Below are 21,719 nucleotides of genomic sequence, written 5' to 3' on the forward strand. Positions count from 1 at the left end.
TTTACTACCTATCCCCAAATGTAGACCTAAAACTCCAATGCTTCCCCTTTTCTTTCGAAAATAAAAGCACATCCTATATGAGCAACTTGGCTACCATAGCACTACTTTTTATTTTTTTTTTCTTATCTATTGAAAAAAATCATGCCTATCAAACCAATCCATCAATACTTCCCACCTCTTTACAAGTTTTAAAGTCAAAAGCAGAACACCTAAACAATGATGGATTGTGGGATGAATCTATTGCATTGTATCAAAACATTCAAGAACAATGTTATGCGCTAGAATTGAAAGCGTTAGGAATTGACTTATACGAGTATATTTTTGTTGTTACTGTATTAAGAGAAGATCACGATTTGGAGGACAAGCTAAATTTCATTGAACAATGCAGTGCCAAAGAAACACATCCTGATTTCTTAGGGCTTTATTATGGAGCTATTGCTCATGCCTATATTTATTATGGCGAGATAGATTCTATGAATAAATATTATGATTTAGCTTACGCCCTTTATACCAACAAGCAAAAGCATTTGCAAGCCACCAACTTAAATGTAACTATTGCGACCGAATATTACTTTTTAGGTGAGTTGATTGCCGCTAAAGAATATATCCAAAAAGCTGAGAAACTCTTGTATGAAAAGCTAGAACCCCTCCAACTTGATGTTCCTAGTATTTATACGATACAAACGGCCATCTACACAGAGTTGGGTGAATACAATAAGGCACTAAAAAGCAACTTAAAAAGTATCCAAATTTACGAAGCCGATAACACTACTCGAAGTCTCGATTTAGCTTATCAATACAGCAATCTTGCCACTACTTATAGCGCCCTAAAGGATTTTGAAAACTCCCTAAGCTATTATCAAAAAGCACTGTCTTTAATCAAAGACATAGAAGACGATTCTGAGATAGAAATTGCCAGTTTGATGTATAATATTGGAGCTACTTACCTCAAACAAGGAAATCACCATGCTGGGAAAGAGGCTTTCCTAAAATCGTTCTCAATTCTAATAAAATCAAAAGACATGACGGACGATATGAAACAGGACTTTATTAATAATTGCCATCTTTTAGAAGATTGTTATCGCTACTTTAATCAACAAGATTCTGCCTTGTATTATCTGAAAAAAGCAGAAGAATTGAATAAAACATTTCCTTATAGAATTGCTTTTACTTATGAGTGCTACAGCAATATTTATTTGGGGCAAAATAATTTTGTTAAAGCTAAAATATACAGTGAGAAATCATTAGAAGCTGGACTTGCTAGCTATGGAGAAAAAAGTGAAATTGTTCGAGATGCCTATCGTTCACTCGCAAAAATAGCAGCAACTCAACGCAATTACAAGGAAGCATTGTTTTACAATCAAAAAGTATTAGAAAGCTTAAGTTTTAATTTTTCAGACGAAAACGGGCTTTCTAATCCTAAGTTAAACGACGTTTTTAGAAAAGGTGACTTAGTGAAGGATTTAAGTTTTAAAATGCAATACTTAGAGCTGCTTTATTTGAGAGATGATGAATTTGTATCGGCAGAAGACTTATATGCAACGGCTAAATTAGCAACCGAAAATCTAGAATTGCTGAATAAAAGTCTAAAGAATAAAAATTCGCAGCTCTATTGGCTCAACAAAGAGGCAATTCCCCTCTTCGAAAAAGCAATTCAAATTGCTATTGGTATTTATAACAAAACTAAAAACCCCAAATATCTAAATGAGGCTTTTATGCTCTCTGAACATAGTAAATCCATGTTAATGATGGGGGCTTTACAAGAAAATAATGCCTCTAGTTTTGGGGGAATTCCCAACAAATTGGTTCATCGAGAAAAAGAGCTTCAAAAACTTTTGGCCGAAGCAGAAAAAAAACGATTTGATGCCAATCTCATTGGGGACTTAGACATCGTAAAACATCAAGATAGTCTTATATTCAATTATCACCATCAGGTAGATGCTTTAATCTTTCAATTTGAAACAGAGTATCCCAAATATTATCAACTAAAATATGCGGCACAAGTTGCAGATATAAATAGCATTCAAACTACCTTAGATGATAGTACAACGTTTATCGAGTACTTTGAAGGCAAAGCAAAAATTTATGCATTTACAATAACCAAAAATCAAGCTTTTGTTCACGCTATAGAGAGAACACCATCTTATAATCGAGATATTCACGATTTCCAGTCGATGCTTACCAATATTAAAGAAGCTGCCGATAAACCTGTTAATGTTTATAATAAATTTATAGCAGAGGCTCATAACCTCTATAATAAACTATTAAAAAACAGCTTAGTTCCTCATAATAATCGACTTATTATAGTCCCTGATGGGCAACTCGGCTACATTCCTTTTGATGTCTTTTTGCCAAAAAAAATAGCACCTATTTTTAATCAAGCAGAGAATACAATCAATTTTTCTATCCTTCCTTATCTCATTCGAGATTACAAAATCAGTTATAATTATTCTGCAACACTTTTAACCAGTTCTCCCATTCGTTCCAAGCAGTATAAAAATGGATACGTACTGGCATTAGCTCCTAGTTATACGAACAAATCGACTCCTAGTTGTCGAAGCCAATACGAACAAAAGCTGCGTAAGGAACTCGTAGAGTTGCCTGGTGCTACCCGTGAATTGGAATTTCTGAAATGGACCTTTAATGGCTGTTTTCTATCTAGTGCTGAGGCGAATGAAGCCAATTTTAAGCAAAATGCACCTAATTGTAGCGTATTGCACCTTGCCGTTCATGGTTTGGTTGATAACAACAAACCTGAGCTTTCTGGTTTAGCACTGGAAGAGGATATGGGCAAGAAAGAAGATAATATTTTGTATGCTTATGAAATCAAACAATTGGATTTACAGGCGGAGTTGGTGGTGCTATCTGCTTGTGAAACAGGAATTGGAAAATATCAACGAGGCGAAGGAGTGCTTAGTATTGGTCGTGGTTTTATGTATGCAGGTGTTCCTAGCTTGCTCACTACTTTATGGAGCTTAAATGACTATTCTAGTGATAAAATTATCAAACAATTTTATACCAATCTAAGTCAGGGAATGAAAAAAGATGAAGCCATACAACAAGCCAAACTTCATTATCTAAATGGTCACAATGGTTTATCTGCCTACCCTGCTCTTTGGGCCTGTTTTATACAAGTTGGAGATTATAGCCCCATTCAAATCAGTAAAAAGCCTTGGCTATTATATGGTATTTTAGGATTCATTTCCTTGCTAATAATAGGTCGTCTATTGTTCAAAAAAATAAAAAGAAAAGATTAATGCCCCTACAATATTACATCATTTACAAACCGTTTGGAATGCTTTCTCAGTTCTCTCAAGAGCATGAAAGCCATGTTACACTTGCCCATCTAGATTTCACCTTTGATAAAGATATTTATCCTGTTGGACGTTTAGACAAGGATAGTGAAGGGCTTTTGATTCTGACCAATGATAAAAAGCTTACAGATGCCTTACTAAATCCCAAAAATAAACATTGGAGAAGTTATTGGGTTCAAGTAGATGACATTCCATCCACTACTGCAATTCAAGCGTTAAAGCAAGGAGTTGACATCAAAGTGGGTAAGACGATATATCGAACAAAACCTGCCAAAGCTCAATTATTAGCACAAGCCCCTGAATTGCCCGAAAGAACACCTCCCATTCGTTTTCGTAAAAATATCCCCACAGCATGGCTACAAATTGGGCTGATAGAAGGCAAAAACAGGCAAGTGCGCCGAATGACGGCAAGTGTTGGTTATCCAACACTCCGCCTTGTTCGACATCAAATTGTCAACCTAAAACTTCAAGATATGCAAATTGGAGAAGTTCGAAGCTTAGATCGCACTTCTATTTATCAATTGTTACAACTGCACAAAATCAGATAATTTGCCCATTTTATCGGCAACAATACGCCCCTTTTCGTTCCGTTTTACAGTACAAGCTTCAATGGTTGGTGCATGTTCAAAAAACAAGATATGCCCCTCATTTACAGCCTTGGTCAAAAACCACTCTTTCTCAATCAAAGTTTGTAAAGGGCGAACATCATATCCCATTACATAAGGCATGCTAATATGACTTGGCGATGGCAGCAAATCGGCACAATAAATAATTGTTTTGCCTTGATACTGAATACGTGGAGTCATTAAGGCTTCAGTATGCCCATAAGCATAACCGATTCCAACATTGGGCAACCAATCTAAGATTTGATCATAAGGCAAGGCATCTACCATTTTTAAAATCCCCTCTTCCATTAAGGGAACAAAATTCTCCTTTAGAAAAGAAGCTTTTTCTCGTGCATTGGGTGTAAATGCCCAATCGTAGTGCGCCTGATTAGACCAATAAGTTGCATTAGGAAAAGTAGGCAATGATTTGCCACTACTGTCTTGTAAAATAGCTCCTCCTACATGATCAAAATGTAGATGGGTTAAAAATACATCTGTAATATCATTGACCGTAAGTCCATTTTTTGCCAAAGAGCTAATTAGAGTAGCGTCACCGTGTGGGTGAAAATGAGAGAAGAATTTTTCAGATTGCTTATTACCAATTCCAGTATCAATAATAATTTTTCGACCTTCGGTCTCTATTAACAAACAACGCATGGCCCAAGTACACAGATTTTGCTCATCAGGCGTTTCTAGTTTTGACCACAAAGACTTGGGAACAACACCAAACATAGCTCCCCCATCCAACTTAAAATACCCCGTATCAATAACACTTAGTTTCATTTTTCTATTATTTATTTGCCAAAACCAATCGATGTATTCTCTCCTTCTAGTTGCTCCGATAACCCTGCCATTCTCAAAGCAGTTACAGCAGCTTCTACGCCTTTATTTCCATATTTCCCACCTGCTCGATCCTTTGCCTGTTCCATAGTATTAGGAGTCAAGACCCCAAAAATAAAAGGCTTGCTACTTGCAATAGCCATATTTTGTAACCCTTGTGCTACAGACATGTTAATGTATTCATTGTGGCTTGTTTCTCCTTTGATAACGCAACCAATACAAATTGTAGCATCTACATTTCTATTCTTATTCAAAATTCTAGCTCCTTGAGGCAATTCAAAGGTACCTGGCACCTGAACCGTATGAATATTTTCTACCTGTACTCCATGCTTAATAAGTGTATCGTAACAACCTTCGTATAAGGCATGCGTAATTTCTTCGTTCCAATCTGAAACCACAATACCAAATTTCAATTTTTCTGCCGATGGCAAACTCTCTTCATTATAAGAAGATAAATTTTTATTTGCACTACTCATTCTATCTTATGTTTAACATTCTTTGGCGACTTAAGCCAAAACCAAAGAATTTTTTTAAATCAAAATAACGTTCTATCCTCTGTAAATAGCTCCAATAAAAAAGGTAAGATTAATACTACAAAAATAGTTAATCTTACCTTTTAAAAAACATTAGAAACGCTTTGAGTGATTATTTTAATCGTATCAAATCTTTATCAGCGCCCAATGATTCGCCTATTTGTTTATCGGTATCCAAAATATCTTGGAAGTATTTTTTAGCCTCTGCGCTTTTACCTTTGTACTCCATCAACTTGCCTGCTTTGTATTTAGCATAAAGTGCTAACGACAAGTTATCAGTGGCAGCAGCAGCTTTGTTGTAGTAATTTACAGCACCATCAATATCTTCTAATTCAGAAGCAGCATCTCCCATCATTGTGTAAGCTTGTGTTTGAAGTAACTCTTCTCCACTAAAATTGCTTAAATAATCCAATGCTAAATCAGGTTTGCCAATTTTTAAAGAAGCAACTCCAGCGTAATAATGTGCCAAGTTACTAGCATCAGTACCACTATATTGATCAATAATACCTACATAACCAATGAAGTTATTCGCTTGTCCAATCACTTCTCTTCCTGTCAAAGCTAATTTAAAAGAATCACGCTCTAATTCTATATTCGCTTTGTACAATTCAATTTGCCCTTCTGCTTCACGAGGTTTTTTATACATCTGAGAATACCAATAGATTCCCAAAATTAAAACAACAAGCACAGCACCTACTCCCGTTACGAGATTTTTGTTTTCTTCGAAAACGTTATTTGCTTTTGCTTTTAATTCATCTGCCGAAAGGTCTTGTATTTCAGTATATTGTTCGTTTGCCATAATAATTTGACTGTATCAGAGTTCTCTTATCGTTAAAATAAATTTGCGTGCAAAGATAAACAAAGTTTTGACCTATTAAGATATTTTCTATCAAAATTTAGCTTGTAAGGATTTTTTTTATCTGCTTTCTCCAATTTTTATTCCATCACAACCCATTTTTTTAATCGTTAGAAAGGCTAAAATAAAAAGCCTATCAGGAATAGTTTATCGACAATCCTAATAGGCTCTTTGGCAAAATCAAATGAACAAAAATTAATCCATAATAAATGGATAATCTTTTTGCTCATAATTATCGGTATAAATTTCCTCTACAGGAGGAAATGGAGAATCCTCTGCAAACTGAACCGCTGCATCAATTTCTTCTTTTACCTTAGCTTTAATGGCATCAATATCCTCTGCTGTAGCGTGTTTTTTCTTCAACAAAGCAGCTTCAATAATATTGATAGGATCCTTTGCTTTATATTCTTTCTCTTCGTCTTTAGTTCTGTATTTGGCAGGATCAGACATAGAATGTCCTTTGTAACGGTACGTTCTAATCTCCAAGAACATTGGCCCTTTTCCTGAACGACAATGCTCAGCAGCAGCAGCAATTTCATTGTGTACAACCTCTACGTCCATTCCATCAATTTGCTTGCTTGGCATATCGTAGCCCAGACCTAGCTTATAAATATCGGTTACGTTAGAAGTACGTTCTACAGAAGTTCCCATTGCATAAAAGTTATTTTCACAAATAAAAACAACAGGAAGTTTCCAGTTCATGGCCATATTGAATGTCTCATGCAAGATCCCTTGACGGCAAGCACCATCGCCAAATAGACAAAAAGTTACATTATCATTGTCCTTGTATTTGTCAGCAAAAGCAATACCTGCGCCCAAGCCAATTTGTCCACCTACAATTCCATGACCACCATAAAAACGATGTTCAGCAGAAAAGAAGTGCATAGAGCCACCTTTTCCTTTTACATTTCCAGTATACTTACCGTACAATTCGGCCATAGCAGAATTGCTATCTACTCCTTTTGCCATGGCAGCACCATGTTGACGATAAGCTGTGATCCAAGCATCATTAGGACGAGTTGCGGTTTTCATTCCAGCATAAACAGCTTCTTGACCAATACATAAATGTAAAAATCCTCTAATTTTCTTTTGGAAATACATCAAATTGGCGCGTTCCTCAAATTTTCGTATACGCAACATCAACTCATACCACTCTAAATAAGTCTCCTTTGAGAATGCTTTAGACTTTGTTGTTTTTACTTTAGCCATAGTTTAATGACAATTTATCTGATAAGTAGTTTTTTAATAATTTGTGTCGCTAAGATATAGATTCTAATACAAAGACAAAACAACTCGTCTGTTTTTCTGCAATTGTTTTCTCGATTTTGCAATTTGAAGATGTGCCAACTGAATCTTATGGTTCAATTGGCACATTTCTGAATTTACCCAAGCAGTACGACAAAATCTGCCTAGTCAATCACCATTTCAGGAACCCCACCTTCAGGGATTACTAATTTTCCTGCTGTTTTGGCTTGAATCTCTTCTACAGAAACACCAGGAGCACGCTCCAATAAATGAAAAGCGCCATCCTTAATTTCTAACATTGCTAAATTAGTGACTACTTTTTTGATACAATTTACCCCTGTAAGTGGCAAGCTACAAGCCTTTAATAACTTAGACTCTCCCTTACGGTTGGTATGTTGCATGGCAACAATAATATTTTGAGCAGCAGCTACCAAATCCATAGCCCCTCCCATTCCTTTTACCATTTTGCCAGGAATTTTCCAATTGGCAATATCTCCATTTTGAGCCACTTCCATTGCGCCCAATACTGTCAAATCAATATGCCCTCCTCGAATCATCTCAAAGCTTTGAGCAGAACTAAACAAAGCTGCTCCAGGCAATGTAGTAACGGTCTGTTTTCCTGCATTAATCAAATCTGCGTCTACGTCCTCTTCTTCTGGAAATGGTCCCATCCCCAAGAGTCCATTTTCAGACTGTAAAAAGACTTGAATTCCTTCAGGAATATAATTGGCTACCAAAGTAGGAATACCGATTCCTAGATTTACATAATAACCATCTTTTAATTCTTTTGCAATGCGCTTGGCAATGCCATTTTTATCTAAAGCCATCTTTTTTCAATTTTAATTTCTCCATCTTGAAAATGTACCAATTTGACAAGGTGTCAATTTGAAGCTTCATCAATTGGTCATTCATTTTCAAATCAATTCATAATTATTTTCTTTTAGCAGTAGAAATTATTTTGGATAACACCTTTATAATTATTTTTAAATCTGCTAATAGCTGCTTGCAATTAGGATAACTTTCCAAATTATCACACAGAAACAACCAATAATAAGATTCATCCGCTTCTTTTGCAGCAATCTTCATTTTATGAATAAAATCCCTTTTGCTTTCTGCATTTTGTGCCTCCATTACATTTGCCCCTACTGAAGTTCCAGAACGAAACAACTGATTAGACAAATTAAATTTTCGAATACGATCAAGATTTTCTGTATATTTTATAACCTTAAAAGCAAATGCCGTTGTTAAATCAACAACTAAATTGGATCTATCATTTCTTATCATCTACTAATTTTATAACCAAAAATAAAAATCTAAAACCAATCAAACGCAATCAGAAATAAATAAGTTACGCCAACAATCAGATTTTCAATGCTATAGTTTTTCAAGAAGTAGATTTTTCAATTTGAAGCTTCATCAATTGGTCATTCATTTTCAAATTTCCCAATTGGTACATTTTCAAATTATTTTAGCTACGAACAGTACGTTGTTCAATTCGTTTTTCATAATTCACCCCTTTAAAAATTCGCTGGACATAAACCCCAGGTACATGAATATAATTAGGATGCAATTCTCCTGGCTCTACCAACTCCTCTACCTCAACGATTGTAATTTTTCCTGCTCTTGCCATCATAGGATTAAAATTGCGAGCAGTCCCTTTAAAAATTAGGTTTCCGTGGGTATCTCCTTTCCATGCTTTTACAATTGCAAAATCTGCATGCAAAGCTGTTTCCATAATATATGGACGTCCATCAAAATACTTTACATCTTTGCCTTCAGCTACCTCTGTTCCATAACCTGTAGCCGTATAAAAAGCAGGAATACCAGCCCCACCAGCACGAATACGTTCTGCCAAAGTTCCTTGCGGAATCAAATCCACTTCCAATTCGCCACTCAACAACTGGCGTTCAAATTCTGCATTTTCCCCAACATAAGAAGACATCATTTTTTTGACTTGACGTTGTTGTAACATCAAACCAATACCAAAATCGTCTACTCCTGCATTGTTTGAAATACAAGTCAATCCTTTTACGCCAGCCTCAACCAAGGCAGCAATACAATTTTCGGGAATCCCACACAAGCCAAAACCACCCAACATCAAGGTCATGTTGTCCTCAATACCTTGAATGGCTTCTTTAGCATTAGCAACTACTTTATTCATCTGTTATCTTTTTAATAGTTTATGGATAAGTTCTAGTATGATAGGATAACACGGCACCTGATTACAAATTCCATTCTTTTTTGTCAAAAATATTGCAAAAAGGAAGCACAATATCACAACTAGTGTACTTAACCGCTAAACTAAAGATTTTTGTAGAAAAAACATAAGGTAATCATATTTATACGTCGGACATTTTTTAAGCCTAGCAGATTCGTTAATTCAACTGTACATTTTTATCAATTTTCTATCTTTTTTATGGCAATTCAAATGATATTGGTATTAATTATGAGGTAAACCTTAGCAGATACACACACAGTTATACATTATCGTTGATAATAACAAGACCTCCCCCCTTTGACAAAAGTCCCCCGCTTTTGCTTGTCATTATATGCAATAAGAGTTCATCTCTATTCTAACTAACTATAAAATAGCTGTTTTGAAAAACATTAAAGTAGTCTATCTAATTGTATTATTGATTTTACTGGTTCAGTATGAAAATTATTCCTATACTAAAATTTCGGCTGTCAACCCAACAACCAAAATTAAGGGCATGACAGTAGTAGCAGCCCAAAGTCCTATCCGTGATCGTCCCATCTATTCTCTAAAAAAATTAGGCGTTAATTCTATTGCGCTGCTCCCTTATGGTTTTTATAAAAGCGGACATCCTGAAATTTATTTTGAATCGTTCTGCACGGTTCCCAACTGTCCTTTTGGAGCCCATACCCAAAATGCTATTGTTGAACTCATTCAAAAAGCAAAAGCTTCTAATGTTCAGGTAATGCTAAAACCTCATATATGGGCTGCTTCGGAGTGGTGCAGTGAATTGACCTTTGAAACCGAAGCAGACTGGCTGCTCTTTGAAAAAAATTATACAGCCTTTATTATGGAATGGGTACAGATTGCTAATCGTATGAATGTGGAGCTATTTTGTATTGGTTCTGAACTGTATAGTTTTGTGCAGCAACGTCCCAACTACTGGAGCAAGCTTATTCAAAACATTCGCAACGTCTATTTTGGGAAAATAACGTACGGAGCCAACTGGAGTGACTATCAAAAAGTTGACATTTGGGACGAATTAGATTATATCGGGCTGAATACCTACTTTCCTTTGTTGCCTGACACAACTCCCTCTGTACAAAAGTTGGAGACAGCTTGGAAACCCATTGTTGCTAAGTTAGATTCTTTTTCTAAGCAATGGAAAAAGCCTATCTTATTTACCGAGTGGGGGTATTTGTGTATGGATGGTTGCGCTTTTGAACATTGGCAAATTGAGCAAAGAAAAGCCAGTACACCCAATAATGAGCAGGCACAAGCCAATGCAATTGAAGCACTCCTAAAAACATTTCTTTCGCAAGATTGGTGGGCAGGCGGTTTTCAATGGAAATGGTATGCCGATTCTATTAGCAGTAGCTGCGAATATGATATTGATAAGGATTACACTCCTGAAGGGAAAATAGCTACTGAGGTATTAAAAAAAATGTATCACGAATAGATAATTTGGAGATGGGCTAAGTCCATCTCCAAATTATTACTGTTGAATCAATTTAAAATCGATTATTTCCAGAAAAAGGTTTTATCTTTTTTTCTTGTTCTTTTTTAGATGTTTTTTTCTTAGCAGTCTTGTTTTTTGCGCCTCCTTTTCCATTGCCTCTACTGTCAAAGTAAAACATCAAATAAACTGTACCGTCCAAATTATCAATTCCAGCAGAAAAAGAATTGATAGCAGGCGTATAAACGTTCTCGGATATAATTTGCTCTGTTGATGGTTCGTAATATTCTTCTGTAACAGTAACGGCTAGAGTATGGCGATACATTACTCCCCATCCAAACTCTGCACCAATACATACTTTGGGTGCAAAAAAGTATTCTGCCCCAACAAAAGCCCTCAGACCAACTCCCAACACATTCAAACCAGTGTCCATTGTTTTTCTTCTATTACCATTAATATTGTTCCCCCAATTATAAGAAGTGGGAACAATATTAGCCAAAGAATAGCCATTGCCATAAGAATAACGAAAATCACTATTCTGGTTGTAAGTAAGTCGAATATCTCCCCCAAAAAAGCCTTGAAGGCGACGTTTTCCTTTACGCATTTCATAACCGATTGCCAAACTGGCTCTGCTCCAATCTAAAGAACGAACGTCTTTTACCATAGCATTAGGAAGGTTAGAAGCATCATCTCGAACGTATTTTTCTTTTTCAGAATGCCCAAAATTGATCCCCCAAGCCAAACGCAAAGCAGATTTATCGGTAAGCATATATTTGCCAATTATAACAGCGTTTCCAAAAATACTGAAAAACTTATCATCAGAAGCATAGGTATTGTTAGACGTTCCATTAAAAGAATTGCCTAACCAATAGAAGAAGGGAATCATATTAATTCCTAAGCCAATATCTCCCTTAGTGGGTAAAACGGCTTGTCCTTTCTTCCCTGTTAGAGGGGCATTGTCATCGTCTTGAGCCTGTGTAGACAACACAGAGAGAACAAGTAATGCAAGTAGAATTTTTTTTTTCATTTTAATTATTGGGGATTTACAGTCATCAATACTCTATTGATTTTTAGAGCATTAACTGTTATTAAACAACGATTATTGCAACAAGATTGCAAATATACAAAAAAGAGGTTGCCAAATGGCAACCTCTCTCCTATGTTATTATAGTGCGGGTATATTTATGCTTAGAAATAAAAGAACATAAATACAGCTCCATTCATGTTGTCAACACCAGCAGAAAAAGCTGTTGTAGCTCCAGTAACTGTATTTTCGATCATTACTTCACCAGTTGTTGCTTCATAGTACTCAGAAGAGGAAGTTGATTCGAAAGTAGAGTTCAATCTAACTCCCCAACCAAATTCAGCACCCAAAGAAAGTTTTGGTGCAACAAAGTATTCAACTCCAACAAAAGCTCTTAAACCTACGCCAAAAGTTGTGCTTCCACCATCCATTACAACTCTTTGGTTGCCATTAAGGTTGTTTCCCCAATCAAATGAAGTAGGAACAATGTTAGCATTAGAATAACCATTGCCATAAGAATATTCAAATCCACTATTTTGGTCTAAGTTAAAGATAATATCTGCGCCATAGTAGCCTTGGATACGTCCTTTTCCTCTTCTCATTTCATAACCAAGTGCCAAAGTATAGTGACCATTGTCTGCTTTTCTAGCATCCAAAACCATATCCATTGGATTGTTAGAAGAATTGTCTCTAACGTATTTCTTTTCAGAAATAGAAGTTAGATTAAAACCAAAATGTACACGTACAGCTGTTTTTTCGCTCAACATGTATTTTCCCATCAAAACAGAGTTTCCAAAAACATTGAAAAACTTGTTAGAAGAGGCATATAGGTTATTTGAGTTGTTGTTAAATGAATTCCCGAACCAGTTAAAGAATGGAATCATATTAACTCCTAATCCTATATCTCCAGATTCTGGAAGAATCAATTGTCCTTTTTTGCCTGTTAATGGTTCATCTTGAGCATTTGCACTAAAGATACAAAAAGAACATACCAATAATAATAATACTTTTTTCATTATTTAAGTTTTTAAATCGTTTTGCACTGTTATTTTTAAGCAAAAAATTACTATTTTAATAATATATCAAACACAGATATTATTAAAAATCAAGTCACCTATAACTTCTCAAACAGATTCAAACGAAAAGGTTCTTTTTAATAGTTATGCTCTTGGATAATTGTAGCACCATCCCAGATAGAAATATCTTCTTTTCCTTTAGTGAAAATTTTAGTTTCTGTAATCACTTCGTTTTGGCTCGTTACGGTATTGTATCTTTCTTTTTTCTCGTCTAGTTCCAAGTCAGGGAATTTAACCTCAACATTTAAAGGAGTAGCAATTGCAGGCAATTCAACACTTACATTACCAGATCCATCAACAGTAGCGGTAGAAGTTAGTTTGTCATAAGCATATCCACTAACAGGATTTTCTTGCAAATCTTCAGAATCAATAACAAACTGAATTACAGTACCAGATGGTACATTTTCGTATTGAATTTGAGAACCACCATTGTAAGTAGTATCGTTGGTTAGATCTGTGTTGATTCCTAAATGGAGCGTTACCATAGCTTTTCCTGGTTCAGCTGGAGTAGTTTGGGTCTTTGTACATGAAGTACCTAATACAGCTATTGCCATTGAAGCAAGAGCAGCGAAAGTCATTTTCTTCATAATTTTTAGAAGTTTGTTGGTTTAATAAATGAAGTTGTGGTTGCTTAACATTTTGTTATAAAAACTTTAATGTTAAGGCAGCGCAAAAGTACGTTTTTTTTTATAGATAATCCAGTTAATTTAAAATATGGATATAGAATTTAACTTATGAATTTTATAACATATTTTCATTTAATTTTTACACTAAATTGCATTCACTTCAATAACAAATAGATAGATAATTTGAGTTAACTAAACGATTAAAACTTTAAGTTTTTCTTAAGATTTAGTGACAGAGTTAAACTTGTAGATAGCTTCATTCACTTAGGGCAATTCTTCCTAAAAGTATCTTCTATTTTTTTTGTACCTTTAAACTATTGTTCTAATGAAGTTGTTAAAAATTTAATCCATCATAGACTTTATTATGTCTTCTTTTCGATCTCAAACTATCCAACTAAAAGACCACCGAATACTTGCCTATTGTGAGTATGGAGCAACTGAAGGCACGCCTATTTTTTATGCACATGGTGGACCTGGCTCTAGATTGGAGGGGCTGTTCTTCCATAAAGAAGCCCAAAAACAAGGGTTTAGACTCATCTGTATGGATAGACCAGGAATGGGGTGTTCAACATTTCAGAAGAACAGAACACTGCTAGATTACCCCAAAGATGTTATTGCCTTGGCAGATCACTTACAAATCGATCAATTTGGCGTATTGGGGTTCTCGGGAGGAGGCGCTCATGCCACAGTATGTGCTTATGCCATCCCCCACCGATTACTGTTTAATATTAGTTGTGCTGGATATACCAATTTTGCAGAACTCCCCCAAGCAGCAGATTTGCTTCATTCTAAAGCAGATCGTTTGGCTGTTCGATTGGCACAAAAAAAATCGCCTTTTTTTATCTTTTTTTTCTATCTGCTCTATTTATCCATTCGGTATTTTCCAACGTATTTCTTTTCCACCTTTCAAAAGAGCATTTCGCCTGTTGACCAAAAAGCTGTAACCAATCCTTCTATTCAAAAACAATTTTTAGAAAACCAAAAGGAAGCCATGCGTCAAAAAGCAAAAGGGGTGGCGCTAGATGCCGCTATTCACTATCAAGATTGGGGGTTTCGATTAGAAGAGATTAGCATGGAGGTTATTATTTTTCATGGTTCTGAAGATCGATTGGTGCCGCTAGAATATGCTAAACATTTAAAACAAAATATTCCGAATGCTACCTTACATATTTTAGAAAACCAAGGGCATCTGTTCCCCCTTCAATTACAAGCTTTAATTTTTGAAACCGCTCGAAAAAAAATCAAACAACCGCCTAAGTAGTTTGTATTAAATCGAGTTCTGCTTTGTTACTTCTATGTACAAGACAAAACAAACAGATAAAGAATACTTGTAAAATAGCGTTTAAGCTAAAACCTATATTCCGATCTTAGATACTAAACCGCTTTGCTTTTAGACCCTATAACAGCTTAGTAGGGTCTAAAATCTAAAAATAGCTCGACTAAACCCTTATTTCATTTAAAAAAATTGTTTTGCCCTGTACTCAATTGTTACTTAATTATTTAAATACGCTCTTTTATGTCAACCGCCTTTGAACAGTTATGGACTTTTATGGATCAATATGTCCTTTTCTCTAAGCAAGAAAAAGCCATTATTCAGCCCTATTTTATCCAAAAAAAATTCAACAAACAAAACCGATTAGTAGATTTAGGGAGCATCTCCAAAGAGGTATTTTTTATTGTTGAGGGTTGTTTGCGTTATTATTATATAACTGAAGATGGTCGAGAGATTACGGGGTTTATTTTTCAAGAAAATATGTTTGCAGGTAGCCACAATAGTTTTTTCAATCAAGTCCCCAGTTCACAAGTACTTGAAACCATTGAAGCCAGTACTGTTTTGAGTCTCAATTATACCGCTCTAATGGAACTCTATCAAAAAGTACCTAAAATGAATGAATTGGTGCGCAAAATATTAGAACACCGTTTTGCTTTTGCTCAATCTGTCATTGCCTCTTTAATTACAAACAAGCCAGAAGAACGTTATCGGCAATTGATACAGCAACAACCAAACTTAGTTCATCGAGTTCCGCTACATATCTTGGCAACTTACCTCGGCATTACCCCTGTTTCTTTGAGTAGAATTCGGGCACGGAAAGCTAAAAAGTAATTTGTTCCAGAAATTAACAATTGTAAAGGAAATTGGTGTTTTCTGTGCCGATATTTGTGGTATGAATTAATTATTAAATCTTTAGTCCTTATGCAATCTATTAGAACAGAAATTATCATCCACGCCCCCATCCAATCCGTTTGGGACATCCTTACTAATTTTGAGGCTTATCCTTCTTGGAATCCGTTTATTATTCGTATTAAAGGAGATTTAAATTTAGGTGCAGTATTAGCAACTACTTTAATTAATAATGGAAAAGAAAATCATTTCACGCCTCAAATTACAGCACTACAAAAAGAACAACAATTTGAGTGGCTGGGCAAATTACCGTTGGGTATGTTTAATGGCAATCACTATTTTCATTTAGAAAAAATAGACGCTCAAAACACTCGCTTGATACATGGTGAACGTTTTAGTGGTTGGTTATCGGGGCTTATTCTTTATCTAATCAAAGAGGAGACCATTCGAGGTTTTGAAGCCATGAATAAAGCCTTAAAAAACAAAGCTGAACAATAAAAATCGATCAATCTTGGAAAAAGTAGAATTTATTGTAAAAAAAGATCTAGAGCCTTTTGTCAATTGTATTATGATTGGGGAAAGTCAGGCGACTAATTCGCATACCAATATCCCATTGTACCCAGATGGTTATCCTGGAATTATGTTTCAGCAAACCAACAATGGTTTTTATTTATTGCCTAAACAGAAGAAACTCTCTGAGCTTTTCCTCTATGGTCAAACCCTACAGCCTATTTCGTTAGATGTCCAAGGTCCTTATAGATATATTGTATTTCAGCTCTATCCTTTTGCCTCTAAGTACCTACTTAATATTGATCCCAAAGTTCTAAATACAGACTGTTATGATTTACTAACAATAGACAGTATTCCTGTTAACGCCTATAAGGAACAACTGCTTCACGCTAATAATTTGGAAGAACAGGTAGCCATTATTTCGGACTTAATGTTAGCACTAATTGCCGCTAACAAAGTTTCCGTAAATGACAAAATCCAGCAAGCCATTGCCATTATACTTGACCATAATGGGCAAATAAAAATCCGAGAAGTATTGGATCAAATTTATATGACAGAGCGAACCTTTGAGCGTCATTTTAATGCTCAGATTGGTCTAAATCCGAAACAATTTGCCAAAATCATTCAATTCCAATCGTCCTTGCACCAATTGAGTGCAGCTAATTTTAATAAATTGATTGAAGTAGGGTTAGACAGTGGTTTTACAGATCAATCTCATTTTATTAGAACGTTTAAAAAATACACTGGGCAAACGCCCTCCTATTATCTCAAGCAATTAACCGCTCGTTCCTAGCTTTTGTCGGTTTTGTTCTATTTTGCTAGACTCCCTTCCAATATCTTTGCTTCATTATTTAACATCAACGATGAACTATGAATGTAATTATATTTGGTGCTACTGGAAGCATTGGAAAACACCTAATAGAACAAAGCCTAAAAAAAGGGCATCAAGTAACTGCTTTTGGGAGGAGTATCGACCAATTGGCAAGCCATCAACAACTAAAAAAAATAAAAGGGAATGTCTTTGACCTTAATGCTGTTCAGGAGGCTGTCAAAGGTCAAGAGGCTGTCATTGTAGTATTGGGAGCAGGAATAAGCAGTGGCAGCAACGTTCGTTCCCAAGGCACACTCAATATTATCAAGGCCATGCAAAACAATGGCGTTAAGCGACTAATTTGTCAAACTACCTTGGGAGCTGGCGACAGCAGGGGGAATCTAAATTTCTTCTGGAAATACATCATGTTTGGGGGATTACTAAAACGAATGTTCTTAGATCACGAATTGCAAGAAAAACATGTCCGAAATAGCTCCTTGAATTGGACTATTGTACGACCTGGGAGTTTTACAGATGGCCCCAAAACTGGTCATTACAAGCATGGTTTTAGCCCAACAGATCGATCGGTTAATTTAAAAATAGCTAGAGCTGATGTTGCTGATTTTATCGTACAACAATTGGACGCTACCCATTATCTTTTTAAATCTCCAGGTCTATCTTATTAAACTATTTCGCCATGAAACTACAATTCATTCTCTTGTTTTTAGCGCTGCTGACAACAGGACTTATGTCAGGTATCTTTTTTACTTGGACCAATGCCGTGACGCCAGGAATTGGCAAATTACATGATTTAGCCTACCTAAATGCATTGCAATCTATGAATCGGGTTATTTTAAATATACCCTTCTATATTGTTTTCACCATTCCTGTTATAAGTCTAACGCTTGTTACTTTCTTTTTTTATTCGTCTAATCCTCCCCTAGCATTCAAACTAATCCTGATAGCAACCCTCATTTATTTGCTGGGTGCTTTTTTAGTGACCATCTCAGGAAATATTCCGTTAAATAATCTCTTGGATCAAACCAACTTAACTTCCTTAAATTTAGAAGAAGCCAAACAATTAAGAGACCAAATAGAGCTAAAATGGAACTATTTTAATTTAATTCGAACGGTTAGTGCAGCCATTTCTTTTGGGCTATTGCTCCTAGCTGCCTTTTTGTTAGAAACACCTATTCTTAAACTCTAAAAAAATTACAAGGCATATCAAGTTAATTTTTCATATTTTTAGTATATTCGCAGGTCAAAGCTGATTCCTCAATTTTCATTGACCATCATGCTTGACGATCAATTACTATATATTTAAAAGCAATAAAATAAAATCATACCATGTTTGACAGTTTATCAGAACGTTTAGAAGGTGCCTTTAAGTCGTTGACAGGAGACGGTAAACTGACGGAAATTAACGTCGCCACTTCTATCAAAGAGATTCGTCGTGCACTAGTTGGTGCCGATGTTAACTATAAAATCGCTAAAGAATTTACCGATAAAATCAAAGTTCAAGCACTCGGTACCAAAAATGTACTTGCTTCTGTTCGTCCTGGTGAGTTAATGACCAAAATTGTTCACGATGAACTCGTAGAACTAATGGGCGGTCAAGCTGCTGGAATCAACATTAAAGGTAAGCCTGGAATTATTTTGATTGCGGGATTGCAAGGTTCTGGTAAAACAACGTTTACTGGTAAATTGGCAAAATTCCTAAAAACAAAAAAAGGAAAACGTGTTTTGCTTTCTGCTTGTGATGTTTATCGTCCTGCGGCAATCACTCAATTGGGTGTTTTGGGAGAACAAGTTGGAGTAGAAGTTTACAAAGAACTAGAAAATAAAAATCCTGTAGAGATTGCTCAAAATGCCGTAGCACACGCTGCAAAAATGGGCTTTGATGTAGTGATTGTGGATACTGCGGGTCGTTTGGCAGTAGATGAAGAAATGATGAACGAGATTGAGGCCATCAAAAATGCCATTAATCCTTCAGAAGCTTTGTTTGTCGTGGATGCAATGACTGGACAGGATGCTGTTAATACTGCTAAGGCCTTTAACGAGCGCATTGACTACAATGGTGTTGTATTAACCAAAATGGATGGTGATACACGTGGTGGTGCTGCACTTTCTATCAAATATACAGTTGGTAAGCCGATCAAGTTTGTGTCTAGAGGGGAAAAAATGGAAGAACTAGATGTTTTCCACCCTGATCGTATGGCACAACGTATTTTGGGAATGGGAGATATTGTTTCTTTGGTAGAAAAAGCTCAAGAGCAGTTTGACGAAAAAGAAGCCAAACGTTTGGAAAGCAAAATCAAAAAGAACAAATTTGATTTTGATGATTTCAAAACGCAATTGAACCACATCCGCAAAATGGGTAATCTTAAGAATTTAATTAGTATGATTCCTGGGATGGGTAAAATTGCCAAAAACCTTGATATTGATGACAATGCCTTTAGCAAAATTGAGGCCATCATCAATTCTATGACACCAGAAGAGCGCAAAAACCCTGGCGTTATCAATGGTAGTCGCAAAAAGCGTATTGCTCGTGGTTCTGGAAATAAATTGGAAGAGGTGAACCAATTTATGCGTCAATTTGATCAAATGCGTAAGATGATGCATCAAATGAGTAAAATGCAAGGAAAAGGCGGTGGAATGAGCATGCCTAATTTCCCTAATCGTTAGAAATTAACTACTGAATAAATAAAAAAGCCTTAAAATCACAGTGATTTTAAGGCTTTTTCCTTTTTGATCCTAACACTAAAGCGTATTGATGTAATTGTCTAATAAGCCTTTGCTTTCCTGAAAAGAAAACGCATCCTTTACTCGGTTATAATTGGTTCTATCGTTGACATGCCCATAGGCAAACTTGGCAAAATCCAAGCGATACTTATCCATCGTAAACAAAGCTAGTAGATCCCGCACCTGATTGGAGGTCAAGCACCAATCATTAATGGCAATCTTGGCTATCAATACTCTATTTTTATCCAAAAAAGCCCTACTAATTGCGGTTTTGAGTCGCTCAACATCTTGGTCATTTAAGGTTTGAGTACAACTTATTTTAGGGTTCAAATTAGGTATTTCTTCTGCTGTAATCGTGGTATCGCCGTTTCCGATTACAAGATTAAAATCGGACTCAAATGCGCCACCAGAATGGGTATTGGATTGAATTTCTTTGACCGTTTTACCATTTACTTTTTCGGTATAAGTGTAGGACTTGTTGGTCTCGTATTTTCCGCCAATTTCCCCTGAAACATTTCCTTCGCAGGAACTTAAGAGCAGAGCAATGATTAAATAAGCAATAAAGTGCGTCATTTGTTGTTAGATGGATGGTTAAAAAACAAAAAAGTAGCGCCCAAACCTTTGTTGACCGCTACTCCTTTATATTTCTTATATTCTTTTCTTATGCTAAGTCAATCTCATTGCAAAGATAAACATCTTGTACAGCATTGATAATTTCAACACCTTCCTTAACTGGTTTTTGGAATGCTTTACGCCCCAAAATCAAGCCCATTCCACCAGCACGTTTGTTGATTACAGCAGTTTCTACTGCATCCTGAAGATCGTTTCCTCCAGAAGCACCACCAGAATTAATCAAGCCAATACGTCCCATATAGCCATTTGCTACTTGGTAACGACACAAATCAATTGGATGATCGGTAGACAACTCACTATACATTTTGTCATGAGTTTTGGCAAAACCAATATTGGTAAAACCACCGTTATTAACAGGTAATTTTTGTTTAACAATATCCGCTTGAATCGTAGCACCAATATGATTTGCTTGTCCTGTTAAATCCGCAGCAGCATGATAATCTGTACCATCTTTTTTGAAAGCACCATTACGAGTATAACACCATAAGATTGTTGCCATGCCCAATTCGTGTGCATAATCAAAGGCTTCTGCTACTTCTATAATTTGGCGATTAGAATTTTCAGAGCCAAAATAGATGGTTGCTCCTACTGCAACAGCACCCATATCCCAAGCATTCTTGATGTTACCAAACATGATTTGATCATATTTGTTGGGGTAAGTCATCAATTCATTGTGGTTAATCTTTACAACCAAAGGAATTTTGTGTGCATATTTGCGTGCCACTGAAGCCAAAACACCATAAGTACTTGCCACTGCATTACAACCAGCTTCTACAGCTAGTTTAACAATATTTTCTGAATCAAAATATGCTGGATTAGGAGCAAAAGAAGCTCCAGCAGTATGTTCCAAACCTTGATCTACTGGCAAAATAGATACATAACCTGTCCCTCCTAATCTACCGTGGTTATACAACGCACTTAGGCTTCTAAGCGTTTGAACATTACGATTAGAATCGCTCCATACCTCATCTATAAAATTGGGGCTTGGTGCATATAAGCTGCTTTTTTCAAAAGTTTTACATTCATGCTCCAAGTGAAGCTTGGATTTCTCTTCTCCCAATATGCCAGTAATCTTATCCAAGGACATAGTTTGCTGTTTTTATTCGTTAAACTTGTAATTATAAATTTCGGC

At 35.9% G+C, this 21,719-nt stretch carries 22 protein-coding genes; 10 read left to right on the forward strand and 12 right to left on the reverse strand.

Annotated features, from left to right (window positions below; translation table 11 throughout):
- Positions 1-77: 77 nt before the first annotated feature.
- Positions 78-3,257 carry a CHAT domain-containing protein gene (locus tag AsAng_RS12955; protein WP_264793219.1) on the forward strand — a complete coding sequence of 1,060 codons (3,180 nt, stop codon included), beginning with the start codon at positions 78-80 and terminating at the stop codon, positions 3,255-3,257.
- Positions 3,257-3,862 carry a pseudouridine synthase gene (locus tag AsAng_RS12960; RefSeq protein WP_264793220.1) on the forward strand — a complete coding sequence of 202 codons (606 nt, stop codon included), beginning with the start codon at positions 3,257-3,259 and terminating at the stop codon, positions 3,860-3,862. Before AsAng_RS12955 ends, AsAng_RS12960 begins: the two co-directional genes overlap by 1 nt.
- On the opposite strand, the gene AsAng_RS12965 is transcribed toward AsAng_RS12960, so the two are convergent.
- The 7 genes from AsAng_RS12965 to AsAng_RS12995 form a co-directional block, all read right to left on the reverse strand.
- Complete coding sequence (locus AsAng_RS12965) at positions 3,839-4,702, reverse strand: MBL fold metallo-hydrolase (RefSeq protein WP_264793221.1); 864 nt, start codon at positions 4,700-4,702, stop codon at positions 3,839-3,841. The genes AsAng_RS12960 and AsAng_RS12965 overlap by 24 nt on opposite strands.
- Positions 4,703-4,713: 11 nt before the next feature.
- The gene (ribH, locus tag AsAng_RS12970) at positions 4,714-5,235 is read right to left on the reverse strand and encodes a 6,7-dimethyl-8-ribityllumazine synthase (protein ID WP_264793222.1); all 522 of its coding nucleotides are present in this window, start codon (positions 5,233-5,235) and stop codon (positions 4,714-4,716) included.
- 169 nt (positions 5,236-5,404) lie between these two features.
- Positions 5,405-6,091 (reverse strand): tetratricopeptide repeat protein, encoded by a 687-nt coding sequence (locus tag AsAng_RS12975; RefSeq protein WP_264793223.1) that lies wholly within the window; start codon positions 6,089-6,091, stop codon positions 5,405-5,407.
- Between the two features lie 252 nt (positions 6,092-6,343).
- Positions 6,344-7,357, reverse strand: a complete 1,014-nt coding sequence (pdhA, locus tag AsAng_RS12980) for a pyruvate dehydrogenase (acetyl-transferring) E1 component subunit alpha (protein ID WP_264793224.1) — start codon at positions 7,355-7,357, stop codon at positions 6,344-6,346.
- A 200-nt stretch (positions 7,358-7,557) separates the two neighbouring features.
- Complete coding sequence (locus AsAng_RS12985) at positions 7,558-8,220, reverse strand: CoA transferase subunit B (protein ID WP_264793225.1); 663 nt, start codon at positions 8,218-8,220, stop codon at positions 7,558-7,560.
- Positions 8,221-8,323: 103 nt separating this feature from the next.
- Positions 8,324-8,677, reverse strand: coding sequence for a four helix bundle protein (locus AsAng_RS12990; protein ID WP_264793226.1), 354 nt, complete (start codon positions 8,675-8,677; stop codon positions 8,324-8,326).
- A 184-nt stretch (positions 8,678-8,861) separates the two neighbouring features.
- On the reverse strand, positions 8,862-9,554 hold the full coding sequence (locus AsAng_RS12995; protein ID WP_264793227.1) for a CoA transferase subunit A: 693 nt from the start codon (positions 9,552-9,554) through the stop codon (positions 8,862-8,864).
- A 436-nt stretch (positions 9,555-9,990) separates the two neighbouring features.
- Between AsAng_RS12995 and AsAng_RS13000 the strand changes: the two genes are divergently transcribed.
- Positions 9,991-11,046 (forward strand): glycoside hydrolase family 113, encoded by a 1,056-nt coding sequence (locus AsAng_RS13000; RefSeq protein WP_264793228.1) that lies wholly within the window; start codon positions 9,991-9,993, stop codon positions 11,044-11,046.
- Positions 11,047-11,098: 52 nt separating this feature from the next.
- Here the strand turns inward: AsAng_RS13000 and AsAng_RS13005 are convergent, their stop codons facing one another.
- The 3 genes from AsAng_RS13005 to AsAng_RS13015 all read right to left on the reverse strand — a co-directional run bounded on the left by AsAng_RS13005 (position 11,099) and on the right by AsAng_RS13015 (position 13,730).
- Entirely contained in the window at positions 11,099-12,070 is a 972-nt protein-coding gene (locus AsAng_RS13005) for a hypothetical protein (protein ID WP_264793229.1), read from the reverse strand.
- 161 nt (positions 12,071-12,231) lie between these two features.
- Positions 12,232-13,083: a hypothetical protein gene (locus AsAng_RS13010; RefSeq protein ID WP_264793230.1), complete on the reverse strand. Its 852-nt coding sequence runs from the start codon at positions 13,081-13,083 to the stop codon at positions 12,232-12,234.
- Positions 13,084-13,220: 137 nt separating this feature from the next.
- Positions 13,221-13,730 (reverse strand): hypothetical protein, encoded by a 510-nt coding sequence (locus AsAng_RS13015; protein WP_264793231.1) that lies wholly within the window; start codon positions 13,728-13,730, stop codon positions 13,221-13,223.
- Positions 13,731-14,133: 403 nt separating this feature from the next.
- Between AsAng_RS13015 and AsAng_RS13020 the strand changes: the two genes are divergently transcribed.
- The 7 genes from AsAng_RS13020 to ffh all read left to right on the forward strand — a co-directional run bounded on the left by AsAng_RS13020 (position 14,134) and on the right by ffh (position 19,897).
- A complete protein-coding gene (locus tag AsAng_RS13020) occupies positions 14,134-15,030 on the forward strand; it encodes an alpha/beta fold hydrolase (protein WP_264793232.1) in 897 nt (298 codons plus the stop codon).
- Between the two features lie 255 nt (positions 15,031-15,285).
- Positions 15,286-15,873, forward strand: coding sequence for a Crp/Fnr family transcriptional regulator (locus AsAng_RS13025; RefSeq protein ID WP_264793233.1), 588 nt, complete (start codon positions 15,286-15,288; stop codon positions 15,871-15,873).
- Between the two features lie 90 nt (positions 15,874-15,963).
- Positions 15,964-16,389 (forward strand): SRPBCC domain-containing protein, encoded by a 426-nt coding sequence (locus tag AsAng_RS13030; RefSeq protein ID WP_264793234.1) that lies wholly within the window; start codon positions 15,964-15,966, stop codon positions 16,387-16,389.
- A 13-nt stretch (positions 16,390-16,402) separates the two neighbouring features.
- On the forward strand, positions 16,403-17,194 hold the full coding sequence (locus AsAng_RS13035) for a helix-turn-helix domain-containing protein (RefSeq protein ID WP_264793235.1): 792 nt from the start codon (positions 16,403-16,405) through the stop codon (positions 17,192-17,194).
- Positions 17,195-17,271: 77 nt separating this feature from the next.
- Entirely contained in the window at positions 17,272-17,898 is a 627-nt protein-coding gene (locus AsAng_RS13040) for an NAD(P)-dependent oxidoreductase (RefSeq protein ID WP_264793236.1), read from the forward strand.
- 11 nt (positions 17,899-17,909) lie between these two features.
- Positions 17,910-18,419 carry an anthrone oxygenase family protein gene (locus AsAng_RS13045; RefSeq protein ID WP_264793237.1) on the forward strand — a complete coding sequence of 170 codons (510 nt, stop codon included), beginning with the start codon at positions 17,910-17,912 and terminating at the stop codon, positions 18,417-18,419.
- A gap of 140 nt (positions 18,420-18,559) precedes the next feature.
- On the forward strand, positions 18,560-19,897 hold the full coding sequence (ffh, locus tag AsAng_RS13050) for a signal recognition particle protein (RefSeq protein ID WP_264793238.1): 1,338 nt from the start codon (positions 18,560-18,562) through the stop codon (positions 19,895-19,897).
- Between the two features lie 75 nt (positions 19,898-19,972).
- On the opposite strand, the gene AsAng_RS13055 is transcribed toward ffh, so the two are convergent.
- Both AsAng_RS13055 and AsAng_RS13060 read right to left on the reverse strand, forming a co-directional pair.
- Positions 19,973-20,527 (reverse strand): DUF4476 domain-containing protein, encoded by a 555-nt coding sequence (locus AsAng_RS13055; RefSeq protein ID WP_264793239.1) that lies wholly within the window; start codon positions 20,525-20,527, stop codon positions 19,973-19,975.
- An 88-nt stretch (positions 20,528-20,615) separates the two neighbouring features.
- Positions 20,616-21,674 (reverse strand): class I fructose-bisphosphate aldolase, encoded by a 1,059-nt coding sequence (locus tag AsAng_RS13060; RefSeq protein WP_264793240.1) that lies wholly within the window; start codon positions 21,672-21,674, stop codon positions 20,616-20,618.
- Positions 21,675-21,719: the final 45 nt, after the last annotated feature.

It is taken from the genome of Aureispira anguillae (assembly GCF_026000115.1).
Classification (GTDB): domain Bacteria; phylum Bacteroidota; class Bacteroidia; order Chitinophagales; family Saprospiraceae; genus Aureispira; species Aureispira anguillae.